The organism is Aquiflexum lacus (assembly GCF_015476655.1).
GTDB lineage: Bacteria > Bacteroidota > Bacteroidia > Cytophagales > Cyclobacteriaceae > Aquiflexum > Aquiflexum lacus.
Genome location: NZ_JABFHF010000016.1, coordinates 125015 through 138537 on the forward strand (window position 1 = coordinate 125015; position 13523 = coordinate 138537).

The window sequence follows — 13523 nt, forward strand, 5'->3', positions numbered from 1 at the left end:
TTCCCCTTGTTTGCCTGACGGAAGACCGAAGACGGGAGACGGGAGTACAAAGGCAAGATCGAAGTTGAAATGAATCGAAATAAATCAGGGCCAAAAATCAGTTAGACCTCCTAATGTGATGATTTCGGATGTTCATTATTAAAAAATTATTGATATAGTAACCTCTGAATTTTGGCTTTGATCCTGTATTGCCATAAATTCCCCAAAAAAAGAAAATGAAAAAATCAGTATTAATCATTTTTATAATCCTCGTCAATTTGTCTAACGTCAGCGCCCAATCTTCTTATGACCTCCAAGGGCACCGTGGTACAAGGGGATTGATGCCGGAAAATTCCATTCCTGCGATGATCAAGGCATTGGATCTTGGGGTGACTACTTTGGAATTGGATCTTGCGGTGACCAAGGACGGTCAGGTAATAGTTTCCCATGAACCCTATATGAATCCGGTGATATGTCTGACACCTGAAAGAGGTGAAATCCCTTCCGGTGACAAATCGCATAATATTTACCAAATGACTTTTGAGGAGGTGCAACAGTATGATTGTGGCACTAAATTTCACGCTGGATTTTCTCAACAGGTCAAATTTCATGTGACTAAGCCAAGACTTTCAGATTTGTTTGATGTCGTGGAAAAGTATGTGTTGGATATGGGTTTGCCAAAGCCCAACTATAATATTGAAATTAAAAGCAGTCCCGATGGAGACGGTATTTACCATCCTACGCCGAAGGAGTTTTCTGATTTGGTCGTTGAATTGATCGACCAAAAATTAGGTTGGGAAAGGGTCAATATCCAATCTTTTGATTTCAGGGTTTTGCAGTACATGCATCAAGCTTATCCCCAAGTGGCCTTGGCCATGTTGGTGGAGACGGCAGCCAAACCTGAAGAACAGCTTGCTCAGTTGGGATTTGAACCACAGATATATTCCCCTTTTTTTCCTGCACTTACAAAAGAGACAGTTGATGGTTTTCATCAAAAAGGAATGAAAGTAATCCCTTGGACAGTCAATACCACCGAGCAAATGGAGAAATTACTGGACATGGGTGTAGATGGAATCATAACCGATTATCCAAATTTGGCACCGAAGCGGTAAATAGTGCACTTCTTACTTTTTTGTTTTTATTTCAAATCCTAGCCTATTCAATCATGCGGGAGGAGTTTTGTACTTTGTTCCATAAATTAAACTCGCTATTTTTAGCCTTTTATAACCAAATCACCAAGTATGAGATTACTGGAAGTTAACAGTAGTGTTGAGCAAAAAGAGTTTTTGGAAATGGCTGTGAGGCTGTATAAAAATGAAAAGAATTGGATAAGACCACTCGATAAGGATATTGAAGGACTTTTTCATCCTAAGACCAACAAACTATTCAGACAAGGTGCCAAATCCAAGAGATGGTTGCTCAAAGATGATAAGGGAAATACCATCGGCAGGATAGCAGCATTCATCAACCCCAAATGGAAAGAAAAGCAGCCAACCGGTGGCTTGGGGTTTTTTGAATGTATCAATGATCAAAAGGCCGCATTTCTACTTTTTGACACTGGCAAAAAGTGGTTGGAGGAACAGGGCATGGAGGCCATGGATGGTCCCGTGAATTTTGGTGAAAGGGATAAGTGGTGGGGGTTGTTGGTGGATGGATACACAGAACCCAATTATAATATGCCATGGAATTTTGCTTACTATCAAAGTTTTTTTGAGGGTTATGGGTTTGAGATTTATTTCAAACAATTTACCTACATGAGGAGGGTCAAAGACCCTGTCTTCGATCCAAAAATGGAGGAAAGGTCTAAGGCCATCCGAAAGGATCCCGATTTTTCCTTTAGGTATATGAAGGGGACGGAATTGAAAGAGAAAGCGCCTGAGTACTTCATGACCGTTTATAATAAAGCATGGGCCAAACACATGGGAAAGACTTTGACCCTCAAAGAAACCAAACTGATGTTTGCAAAGATGCAGCCCATTATCGATCCAAGGCTGATTTATTTTGGTTTCCACAAAGATGAACCCATTTCCTTTTTCATCAATATCCCTGAAATCAATCAGATTTTCAAATATGTAAATGGGAAAATGGATCTTTTAGGGAAGTTGAAATTTCTATGGCACAAGACCTTCAATCCCCCCAATAAAATGCTGGGGTTGGTATTTGGTGTGATTCCCGAATTTCAGGCCAAGGGTGTTGAAAGCGCCATGATCATGGAATATAGAGATACCCTTGCCTTCACAAAGGAATTCAAATATGAGACATTGGAAATGAACTGGATAGGTGATTTTAATCCAAAAATGATGCGGGTCTGTGAACAGCTTAATGCAGTAATCTATAAAACGCACCATACCTACCGGTATCTATTTGACAGGACCAAGCCCTTTGAACGGCACCGAATTTTCGATTAACATGATTTTGTAAAAAAAAAAACGGTTGACTTAGGTGTAAAATCTAAGATCTACAATCTACAATCTAAAATAAAAATGAAAAAATACGACGTAACGGGGATAGGAAATGCATTGGTTGATATTGAATTTAAAGTGACTGATCAGTTTTTCAAGGACAACAAAGTTGAAAAAGGTCTGATGACTTTGGTAGATGAAGAAAGACAAAATGCGCTGATGGAGGTTATAAATACCTCTGAGGCTAAAAAACAATGCGGTGGTTCGGCAGCTAATACGGTGATTGCAGTCAGCCAATTTGGAGGGAATTCCTATTACTGTTGCAAGGTAGCCAATGATGAATTGGGACATTTTTTTGTTCAGGATATGAAAGATTCGGGTGTGGGCAATAACCTAGATCCGGAAAGATTGGAAGAGGGAATCACAGGCAAATGTCTGGTAATGGTAACTGAAGATTCAGAAAGGACCATGAATACTTTCCTGGGGATTACGCAGAATTTTTCTGTCAAAGATGTGAATGAGGCAGCCATTAAAGATTCCAAATATTTGTTTATTGAGGGTTATTTGGTGACTTCTCCCAATGGGAAAGAAGCGATGATGCATGCTAAAAAGACTGCCGAGTCAGCGGGTACTAAAGTTGCGCTGACTTTTTCGGACCCTGCCATGGTGAAATATTTCAAGGCCAATTTTGAAGATGTAATAGGACCAAGTGTGGATTTGCTTTTTGCCAATGAGGAAGAAGCCATGTTGTTTACCGGTAAAGATAATCTGCTGGAAGCAAGAGAAGAACTTAAAAAAGCGGCCAAACATTTCATCATTACACAAGGAAAAAATGGGGCGATGATATTTGATGGTGATACATTCATTGATATCGAACCATACAAGACGACTGCCATTGACAGTAACGGGGCAGGAGATATGTTTGCAGGAGCATTTATGTATGGAATCACCAATGGCCATAATTACGCTTCAAGCGGGAAATTGGCCTCCATGGCAAGTTCAAAGATTGTCAGTCAATTTGGGCCGCGGTTGAAGTGGCATGAGGCAAAAGAAGTATTGGCGAGATTGAATCCTTAAATTTGGGTTCTTCTAATAGTATCTTTAAAAGGCTCCAAGTATAGCTACTTGGGGCTTTTTACCTTTGAAATTATAAGGTAAACTCTCTATTTTTTAGCTGAGAATTAAATCATAATGGCTGTATTAATTCTGTGAATACCGGGTAGTTAAATTCAATAATTTGTTATATCTCTAATTTTTAGCTAGATTATATGGCCAATCAACAATAACCCATTATGATTATTTCAGGTAAAAAACTCGTTGTCAAAGCTTTACTGTTATTTCTTGCGATTAACTTGGTGGATTTCATGTTGGAGATTTTTATTTTTAAAATTACTATTGAGCAATGGTTAATAAAACTTGGAGGTGCAACTTTATACGTCAGGGCAATTATTGCTTTGACAGTAGGGCTTTATTATCAGCGTAAAGAGGAAAGTAAAAAGGAGGAACAAGAGGAGAGGTCTTATTGATTTTAGACAAACCTTTTCATCGATTTTTTTCCGATCCAAACAGATCTCGATAAGCAGTTTTTTTAGCTTGCTTCTTTTTAAAAAAAAATAATTATTCAGCTTATTCAAAAGATCTTATAGAGGATAAAAATTTGTTTGACATTATGTTGTGGCAACATGTTTCCGGAAAATGAAAATAAAAGCAAAATCTCAGAGATACTTTGGCGCATCCTGAATTGCCTGATACTTCGGGCTTCCAAATATTTTCTTTCAAAAACGCAGGCTAATTGTATTTTTATTCGAATTAGGCAAATGGGATTTCAACAAGAAAATTTTAAAATGAAAAATTAGTTATATTATTTGTTTTGTAATTCATATAATTATATTTTTCCACCGTTTTTTAAAATAAAGAGTATTCAACATTTAAATTACGCTAAATAAAAATTTGTCTGAACAAAATTATTGCTCAACAGTACAATACCTATGATTAAACGAAAACCTATGATTATGAAAAAATCAATCTTATCGCTTGTGTTGGGAGTTTTTATTATCCTTTCTGCCACAGCCCAAAATAAAATTGAATTCAAGGAATTCACCTTGGATAATGGCCTGCATGTGATCATGCATCAGGATAAAAGTACACCCATTGTGGCCAATAATGTTTTTTATCATGTTGGATCCAAAAACGAGAATCCTCAAAAGACCGGCTATGCACATTTCTTTGAGCATTTGATGTTTGAAGGCTCAGAAAATATTGATAGGGGTCAGTTTGCCCAGATTGTGCAATCCTCGGGTGGAACGTTGAATGCAGGGACAAGCTTGGATTTCACCTTTTATTATGAGATTTTACCATCCAATCAATTGGAATTGGCTTTGTATCTCGAGTCTGAAAGAATGCTCCATGCAAAAATTGACCAGATTGGTGTAGATACTCAAAGAGAAGTTATCAAACAGGAAATGAAAGAGGTCATGGAGGAACAGCCTTACATGTCTTTCCGAAAAGAAATGCCTCTTAGACTTTTCCCAAATCATCCCTACCAATCACCTATTCTTGGTTCTGCTGAACATTTGGATCAGGCCACATTGGCGGATTTTAAAGATTTCTACGATACCTTTTATGTCCCCAATAATGCCACATTGGTCATTGCAGGAGATATAGATTATGAAGTGACAGAAAGCTTGGTCCGTAAATATTTTTCAGAGATACCACGTGGCCCCAAAAATATACCAAGACCGGAAATTGAGATTCAAAAATTGACTTCAGAGGTTAAGGATATAATTTATGACAACATTCAACTCCCAGCTATTTTTCAAGGCTATCAGATTCCGAAATTAGGGCATCCGGATACCTATGCATTAAATCTCTTGAGTACATACTTACTTTCGGGAAAAAGTTCTTTGATGTACAGAGAGTTGGTGGATAAAAGTCAAAAAGCGGTACAGGCGGCGGCTTTTCCTAATGACCTCGAGGATGGCGGTATGTTTATTATTTTAGCGATTGCAAATATGGGTGTAGATATTGATGAGCTGAATGAAGCTATTGATGAAATTCTGGTACAGGTCCAAGAGAATGGTATTGATAATGAGGAGTTTGAAAAATTGCTCAATATTAAAGAGAGCCAACTGGTAAACAACCTTGGATCTGTAGCTAATATTTCACTTGATTTGGCTCAGGCCCATGTTTTTAATGGAGGAGCTGATTATATCAATGTGCAACTTGAACAGTTCAGAAAAGTGAAGCCAGAAGATATTCAAAGGGTGGCCAAAGAATATCTTAAAATGGATAGCAGGGTAGTATTAAAGTATCTCCCGAAATCTGCCCAGGCAACTGAATAATTTTTAAATCTTAAAAAGAATCAAATGAAAAAGATAATATCAAACATATTTATATTCTTCTTGGTATCAACAGCAATTGCTCAAGTAGACCGGTCCAAATTGCCAGAACCAGGCCCTGCTCCGGAAATTAGATTTGGCGAAGCAGAATCCTTTACTTTGGACAATGGATTAAAAGTCTTTTTAATCCAAAACAAGAAGCTTCCTAGAGTTACTTATACTTTGATTTTGGACAGAGATCCAATTTTGGAGGGAGAAAAGTCCGGAATGCTTGGCTTCGTAGGAAATATGATGACAGCGGGAACCAAGAACAGGTCCAAAGATGAGTTTAATGAAGAAGTGGATTTTATCGGTGCGCAAATTTCAGGAAGTTCTACCTCTCTATCAGGATCTACTTTAACCAAACATCAAGAAAAAGTAATGGAATTGATGGCTGATGTGTTGTACAATCCTAGTTTCCCTGAAGAGGAATTGGTTAAACTTAAAACCCAAACCAAATCAGGTCTAGCCATTGCTAAAAATGATCCTAATTCGATTTCGTCCATATTGACATCCAAATTAGTTTATGGGGATAATCATCCGTATGGAGAAGTAGAGACAGAAGGAACAGTAGATAATGTTACGGTTGAGGATATAAGATCTTATTATGAGACTTATTTCAAACCAAATATCGCTTATCTGGCGATTGTAGGTGATATGGACCTTTCTACGGCTAAAGATTTGGTTGAGAAGAATTTTGCAAGATGGGAAAGGGCTGAGGTTCCTTCTCAATCTTTTGAAAAGCCTCAGGCTCCTGAAAAAAATATAGTTGCATTAGTAGACAGATCTGCTTCTCAACAATCCGTAATTGAGGTGACTTATCCACTCGATAACTTTCTGACCTCTGAGGATTATCTCCAAAGCCGAATCTTGGGATATGTTCTAGGAGGAGGATTTGCCGGACGACTTCTTCAAAATTTAAGAGAAGATAAAGGTTGGACCTATGGTGCCTCTGCAAATTTTGGTTCTGATGATTTGATTGCAAGATTCTATGCCGGGTCAAGTATACGGGGCTCTGCAACGGATTCAGCCATAAATGAGATTATTTATGAAATCAGAAACCTGAAGGAAAACGGCGTCAAAGAGGATGAATTGAAAGGAGCAAAATCTGCTTTAAGTGGTTCTTTTGGTCGTTCATTAGAAAGTCCTTCAACGATAGCAAACTTCGCCATAAACATGGAAAGGTATGATTTGCCTGCAGATTATTATAGTACTTATCTTCAGAGATTGAATGATTTGACAGTCGATCAGGTTAATGCATCTGCTAAAAAACTTTTGAAACCTGACAATATGTACATCACCATTGTGGGCAACGGTTCGGAAATTCAGGATGGCCTTATGGCGTTTGGAGAGGTAAAAAGATTTACCAATGCAGGTGACCCTGAACGTCAAATTGCGATGGATTCTGAAATCACTGCTGATCAGGTGATAGAGGACTATATTAAGGCTATTGGCGGTGCAGAAAAAGTCAGGACCATCAAATCATCAAAAATGGAATCTGTTGCCGAAATTCCAGGTGTAAAATTGAATATCAATTATGTATATGATGAAAATGTGCAGGCTTTTTCCAACAAAATAATGGCCATGGGCAATGTTGCTATTCATACGCTGATAATGAATGGAAAGGCCACAGTTACCGCAGGCGGTCAAACTCAGGAACTTACTGATGAGCAATTTGAAGCTGCAAAGATGAATATGTTTATTTTCCCTGAATTGCATTACGAGGAGCTAGGTTATAGCATTACATTGGAAGGCATCAATGATATCGAAGGTCAAAATGCTTACAAAGTCATCGTTTCCAATCCTACCGGAGCCAAACAAATAAACTACTACGCTGTGGATTCAGGTTTGAAAATCAAAAGTGAAAGTACGGATGCCGGCGAAATATTCTATTCGGAATATCAGGATGTCGAAGGCATCCAATATCCAATGATGTCCACACTAAAATCTCCAATGATACCTGTTCCCTTGGAAGCTAAGGTTGAAAAATTGGAATTTAATGCTTCTGTTTCTGAAGAAGATTTGAAATAGAATTTGATATAAAAGAGGCTCCCAAATATCAGGGAGCCTTTTTTTATTCATTTGGATGTTGTTTCATCCAAGCTTAAGTTTGGGTTTTCATCCATTTAAGTGTTTTAGGATTTGATTCCAAACAGTCTAAATGGAATGTTGGAAAGACATTGATGTCCTCAAATGGGATATTAATTCCAATTTTTTTAAAATGTCTCTCTGCTGAAATGGACAATCTTGAATTTTTGACTTTAGGATTTAAAGAAAACTCTTCTCCGTCGATTTCAGTAATTTTATCGCCTATCATTAAGTGATGATATGCCCGTCCTGTTGAATGTATCTGGGTAACATTTCCATTTTTTTCTGTCCTAATTCCCCATTGATGCAAAAGCGGGTTATTTTCAAAAGACTCTGAAATAGAAATCCCAACACTTTCAAATTGTTTTTTGAGGAACTCAAGCAGATTCTCTTTCCCATATACATATTTATTGAAAAAATCATGGACTTCAGCCAGCTGATTGAATTTTCCGAATACTATAGATTCAAAATTCTCAAAAGAATACCCTATTTGATTTTTGCCAAATCTTTGCCACATTTCATTCATCACTTCCTGTAATGATGAGTTTTCATCAATTAGCATCAAATCCAAGCACAGTGAAATCAAAGCGCCGTGGGTATAGATACTCACTTTTTTATTTGGAATCCCGGCTTTGTAACCATCAAGCCATAAATCAAAACTTGATTCCATGATTGATTGATTTTTCCATCCAAAGCTGTCGGAATCTTTTTGAATGTCTTTTTGAAGTATTTCCAAATACTCTTTCAGTTGGAAATAGCCGCATTTCAATAGATATAAATCACCCATATATGTAGTGACTCCTTCCATGATTAAGCCTGAGTCAAGATAGACCTCTTTAGAAAGGTCATAAGGGAGTATGGATTTTGGTCGGATTCGACAGACATTCCAAAAGTGATATAATTCGTGTGAACAGACTCCTATCAATTCGTCCATTTGCTTTTTTTCGGCCAGGCTTTCGGCTGGTCCAAAAGTTATTACGGTCGAAAACGCATGTTCAACACCATGAAAATGTTTATAGGGCAAAAGTTCAATCATGAAATGATAATCTGTTGCCGGGAAATCTCCAAAAGCTTCAATTTGGGATTTTGTGAATGATTGGAAGGCTGACACTAAGGTTTCTTTATCAAAAAATATTTCACCATTCAGCCAGATATGAAAAGTTGAACCATTAATCTGGTAGATGAGATGTTCCAGATTTTTACTTGCAATCAATGGGCTGTCCACTAGTTCTTGAAAATCACTTGCCTTCCAATTTAGATATCCATTTTCAGAAAGTGAGCTGGCAACCTGATACGAATCGGGAAGATCGATTTCTATTTCGATCTCCTCATTTGACCTATTTTTGATATCAAAAATAAAGTTGCTGAAATTCAGGTATAACTGCTGTTCATCGGACCAACATCCGCCTGCATCCATTCTATTACAATAAAATTCATAATGAACAGAATACTTTCCATTTTTTTCAGCACTGAATTGCCAAAGGTCTTTCGAGGTTTTATTCAACAAAATTATCTTCCCCTCAAACTTGATTGCAAAGCTTTTTAGAAACTGCGCATAATTAGTTAATTCATATCTTCCGGGTCTCCATGAGGGCAATTGAAGCTGAACGAATTCATTTTCAAAACATTCTAATGAAAGATGAATCTCAATAAATTGTGATGGGATGGATTTTCTGGAAATGGAATAAATCATTTACCTTAGGATTTTGATTTAAAACAAAAGTAATTGACAGGTTTGTAAATAAAAAAAAGCTATCTATCTTTGCAGTCCTTTATGGGAATACCCTCTCGGAATTGAATTAAGAAAGCAAAAAATATTTAAAAGATAGCGTCATGAAAAGAACATTTCAGCCTTCTCGTAGAAAAAGAAGAAATAAGCATGGTTTCAGACTTAGAATGTCCTCTGCCAATGGAAGAAGGGTATTGAAGTCTAGAAGAGCAAAAGGAAGACATAAACTTACTGTTTCTTCTGAGAAAACATTGAAGAAATAATTTCAAGCATTAATTTTCGTATTTTTACATACGTCAACAGAAATGCAATGAATAAAAGACTTACGAAGAATGAGAGATTACATTCTCAAAAGTTGATCAAGGAACTTTTTGATAAAGGTTCCTCTTTTTTTTTATATCCGTTCAAAGTTATGTTGTTGGAATCCAATTTTGAGGATTCGGAAACCAATCAGGTGCTTTTTTCCGTTTCAAAGAAGAAGGTAAATAAAGCTGTACATAGGAATCTTATTAAAAGGAGGATAAAAGAGGCCTATAGACTCAATAAGCAGATTCTTTCTCCCCTTTCCGATAAAAAAAAAATCATAGGCTTAATTTACGTATCATCCGAAATTGCTACATTTCAATTCATCCAAAACAAGCTAAGGAGAATTCTAGCAACAATTAACGAATCTTAACAAATAAGAAATACCCATTCATGAAGCATAATATTAAAAAACCGATTTTATTGACGTTTGCCATCTTGTTTTCGATCGGGATGCTTTTTTCGTTCGTCACCAAAAATGACAAACTGTTTGCAATAGCAAAAAACCTTGACATTTTCGCTTCACTGGTAAGGGAACTTGATTCTTATTATGTAGATGAAATTGATGCAGAAGAGTTGGTTACCATTGGTATCAATGCCATGCTCGAGGAACTTGATCCCTACACCGAATATATCCCTGAAGAAAATTCTGATGATTTCAGGCTTTTGACCACAGGTGAGTATGCCGGAGTTGGAGCCTTGATAGGAAATCGTACTGGGGTCAATATGATACTGATGCCTTATAGAGGCTTCCCTGCCCAAGCCGGAGGACTAAGAATCGGAGATCAATTACTTAAAGTTGATACCGTTGATGTTACTGATAAACTCACTTCTGATATTTCGCGGTTATTAAAAGGGCCAGCCAATACCAAAGTATTTGTTCAAGTTAAAAGAGGAGAAGATACGCTTTCCGTGGATTTGACCAGAAAAAAAATAGTGATCAGTAATGTCCCTTACTACGGTAAGATTGATGATCATACCGGGTATATCAAGCTGTCTGACTTTACGACCAATGCCGCCGCGGATGTTAGGAATGCGTTGGTAGATTTGAAATCCCAAGGTATAACAAGCTTAGTTCTAGATGTGAGAGACAATCCTGGGGGAATTTTGAAAGAGGCCGTTGAAATTGTCAATCTTTTCATTCCAAAAGGTAAAGAGGTGGTAAGTACGATTGGGAAGCTGGAAAGTGTAAATATGGTATATAAAACCACCAAATCACCTTTGGATAAGGATATACCCTTGGTCGTGTTAATCAATGAAAGGAGCGCTTCAGCAGCAGAGATTGTAGCAGGTGCACTTCAGGATTACGATAGGGCAGTTTTGATTGGAAGAAAAACATTTGGAAAGGGGCTCGTTCAGACAACTATTCCCCTTTCATACAATTCCCAAATTAAAGTGACCACAGCAAAATACTACATACCTAGCGGTAGGTGTATTCAAGCGATTGACTACAGTAAAAGGGATGAAAATGGTAATTCAAATTCGATCCCTGATAGTTTAAGAAATGAGTTCACCACGAAGAATGGAAGAATTGTGCTTGACGGTGCAGGAATAGAACCCGACAAAGAAGTTGCTTCTAAAAATTATGCTCCGATTACTTACAGCCTTGTGGCCAGAAGTCTGGTTTTTGATTTTGGAAATAAGTTTTTTATTGAAAATAATGATATAGGCAATCCCAGAGATTTTCAGATTACGGACGATTTATATAGTGAATTCGTCAGTTGGTTGGATGGGAAAGATTATGATTATACTACTTACGTGGAGAAGACTCTGAACGATCTGGAGAAATATGCTGAAAAAGAAAAGTTTTTTGAGGATATCAAAATGACTATTGAAGATCTTAAGAAAAAGGTGAGTCATAACAAGGAGCAGGATTTGATCACTTTCAAGGATGAAATTAAGGAGGCCATGAGAGAGGAGATTGTGTCAAGATATTTTTATCAAGAAGGGGTAATTGAGTCTTCATTGGTAAATGATGCAGAAATCAAATCTGCTTTGGAAATTCTTTCAAACGCTACAGAGGTTTCTAGGATTCTCACCGCATCTGTGAAGAAAAGCCAAAATTAATGGCGCTTATTCTTTCAATAGAATCTGCAACATCGGTTTGTTCGGTGGCACTTCACCAAAATGGAGAGTTTCTGGGTTTGATGGAACTGAACCAAGAAAATGTCCACGCCAAAAAACTGATGATCCTTATTGAGAGTTTGTTTGACAAGCTCGGATTAAATACAAAGGGCCTCGACGCCGTAGCTGTTTCTTCAGGCCCGGGATCCTACACTGGATTGAGAATTGGTGTTTCTATCGCCAAGGGCCTTGCTTATGCGCATAATATCCCACTAATTGGCCTAGATACATTGAATGCCTTGGCCCATCAGGTTATTCCATTTTGCAGTATTGGAGATGTCATCGTACCGATGTTGGATGCAAGAAGAATGGAGATATACATGTCCATTGTGTCATCTGGTGGTGAAATTATTGAAGCTTCGCAACCCTTGATAGTGGAAGAAAATCCATTTTTAAAATACTTAAACACTGGAAAAGTCTATTTCATTGGAGATGGTGTTGAAAAATTAAGAGGAATTCTTGATCACCAAAATGCTTTATTTCCCAATGTTTTGAATTCCTCAAAATCAATGGGAGGATTAGCATTTGTAAAATACCAAAGAAAGGAATTTGAGGATCTTGCGTATTTTGAACCGAACTACTTAAAAGAGTTCAGGGTTATTGCTTCAAAAAAGAACCCTTTAATCATATGAAAGAAATAATAAATAGGGTAGCCAATAGCCCCATTGTCACCATTGATTTGGAAGAGTTTTACAGGACCGAGGAAAGGGTTGTTTTTGATTTGAGAGAATTCTTGTATGAAGGGTTGGTTCTAAGAGAGAAAGATTTCCGTGGAGCTTTAAAAGAATTAGATTGGGATATCTACAAAGATAAATTGGTAGCTGTTCACTGTTCCGCTGATGCTATAGTACCTAATTGGGCATTTATGTTGGTGGGTACTTACCTTTCCAATTTGGAAATAGAATACATCATTGGGGATCTTCAGGCACTTGAACAGTTTTTATTTGAAAAATCCTTATCCTTTATTGATCCTACAGTATTCTCAGGAAAGCCAGTGGTCATCAAAGGATGTAGTAAGCAGCCGGTTCCATTGTTTGCTTATGGTAGGATATTGTCCCTTGTTCAGCCTTATGCTAAATCAGTCATGTATGGTGAACCATGCAGTACTGTACCCCTGTTCAAAGCATCCAAATAAAAATATACTTCTTACATACAGATATTTACCTGTCAAGGTAGAGATTTTTTGAATTACCTATTTGGTAATGTTGATAAAGTCCGATAAGTTTGCAATCCCATTTGAGTTAGAAGGACACAAATGATCATAATTGAAAAAAATATTGGAGAGTCCAAAAGAATAAAGTGTAAGTAATTTTCAAGCCTTACTTGCAGTTTTAATTTTATTTCCGATATTTGCACTCGCTTTTGAGGATAAGGTCTCAAACAAGCCTCTTAATAAAGGGGAAATGTTCTTTGAAATACTAGAAACGAAACGACAATACAGACACGAAAAGTGTCTTAAACAAGATGGGCAGGAAACAAGCCTTCTTAAATGAAGGCACAACAAACTATACAATGGAGAGT

At 37.3% G+C, this 13523-nt stretch carries 12 protein-coding genes; 11 read left to right on the forward strand and 1 reads right to left on the reverse strand.

The window, feature by feature from the left end:
- Nucleotides 1–215: 215 nt before the first annotated feature.
- The 6 genes from HMJ38_RS15185 (at nucleotide 216) to HMJ38_RS15210 (ending at nucleotide 7789) form a co-directional block, all read left to right on the forward strand.
- A complete protein-coding gene (locus tag HMJ38_RS15185; RefSeq protein ID WP_194975267.1) occupies nucleotides 216–1091 on the forward strand; it encodes a glycerophosphodiester phosphodiesterase in 876 nt (291 codons plus the stop codon).
- A 129-nt stretch (nucleotides 1092–1220) separates the two neighbouring features.
- A complete protein-coding gene (locus tag HMJ38_RS15190; protein WP_194975268.1) occupies nucleotides 1221–2387 on the forward strand; it encodes a hypothetical protein in 1167 nt (388 codons plus the stop codon).
- Between the two features lie 75 nt (nucleotides 2388–2462).
- On the forward strand, nucleotides 2463–3458 hold the full coding sequence (locus tag HMJ38_RS15195) for an adenosine kinase (RefSeq protein WP_194975269.1): 996 nt from the start codon (nucleotides 2463–2465) through the stop codon (nucleotides 3456–3458).
- Nucleotides 3459–3673: 215 nt separating this feature from the next.
- Nucleotides 3674–3907 carry a hypothetical protein gene (locus tag HMJ38_RS15200; protein WP_194975270.1) on the forward strand — a complete coding sequence of 78 codons (234 nt, stop codon included), beginning with the start codon at nucleotides 3674–3676 and terminating at the stop codon, nucleotides 3905–3907.
- 486 nt (nucleotides 3908–4393) lie between these two features.
- Nucleotides 4394–5722, forward strand: coding sequence for a M16 family metallopeptidase (locus tag HMJ38_RS15205; RefSeq protein ID WP_194975271.1), 1329 nt, complete (start codon nucleotides 4394–4396; stop codon nucleotides 5720–5722).
- A gap of 24 nt (nucleotides 5723–5746) precedes the next feature.
- The gene (locus tag HMJ38_RS15210) at nucleotides 5747–7789 is read left to right on the forward strand and encodes a M16 family metallopeptidase (protein ID WP_194975272.1); all 2043 of its coding nucleotides are present in this window, start codon (nucleotides 5747–5749) and stop codon (nucleotides 7787–7789) included.
- Nucleotides 7790–7862: 73 nt separating this feature from the next.
- Here HMJ38_RS15210 and HMJ38_RS15215 read toward each other — a convergent pair whose 3' ends face one another.
- Nucleotides 7863–9539 carry a M61 family metallopeptidase gene (locus tag HMJ38_RS15215; RefSeq protein WP_194975273.1) on the reverse strand — a complete coding sequence of 559 codons (1677 nt, stop codon included), beginning with the start codon at nucleotides 9537–9539 and terminating at the stop codon, nucleotides 7863–7865.
- 140 nt (nucleotides 9540–9679) lie between these two features.
- Between HMJ38_RS15215 and rpmH the strand changes: the two genes are divergently transcribed.
- Genes rpmH through HMJ38_RS15240 form a run of 5 tightly spaced genes read left to right on the forward strand, consistent with a single transcriptional unit; the run spans nucleotide 9680 to nucleotide 13137 of the window.
- Nucleotides 9680–9838 (forward strand): 50S ribosomal protein L34, encoded by a 159-nt coding sequence (gene rpmH / locus HMJ38_RS15220; RefSeq protein WP_194975274.1) that lies wholly within the window; start codon nucleotides 9680–9682, stop codon nucleotides 9836–9838.
- Nucleotides 9839–9885: 47 nt separating this feature from the next.
- A complete protein-coding gene (gene rnpA, locus HMJ38_RS15225) occupies nucleotides 9886–10251 on the forward strand; it encodes a ribonuclease P protein component (RefSeq protein ID WP_194975275.1) in 366 nt (121 codons plus the stop codon).
- A 20-nt stretch (nucleotides 10252–10271) separates the two neighbouring features.
- Nucleotides 10272–11945, forward strand: coding sequence for a S41 family peptidase (locus HMJ38_RS15230; RefSeq protein WP_194975276.1), 1674 nt, complete (start codon nucleotides 10272–10274; stop codon nucleotides 11943–11945).
- A complete protein-coding gene (tsaB, locus tag HMJ38_RS15235; protein ID WP_194975277.1) occupies nucleotides 11945–12634 on the forward strand; it encodes a tRNA (adenosine(37)-N6)-threonylcarbamoyltransferase complex dimerization subunit type 1 TsaB in 690 nt (229 codons plus the stop codon). Before HMJ38_RS15230 ends, tsaB begins: the two co-directional genes overlap by 1 nt.
- Nucleotides 12631–13137 (forward strand): DUF2480 family protein, encoded by a 507-nt coding sequence (locus HMJ38_RS15240; protein ID WP_194975278.1) that lies wholly within the window; start codon nucleotides 12631–12633, stop codon nucleotides 13135–13137. The genes tsaB and HMJ38_RS15240 overlap by 4 nt, the downstream gene beginning before the upstream one ends.
- Nucleotides 13138–13523 lie beyond the last annotated feature (386 nt).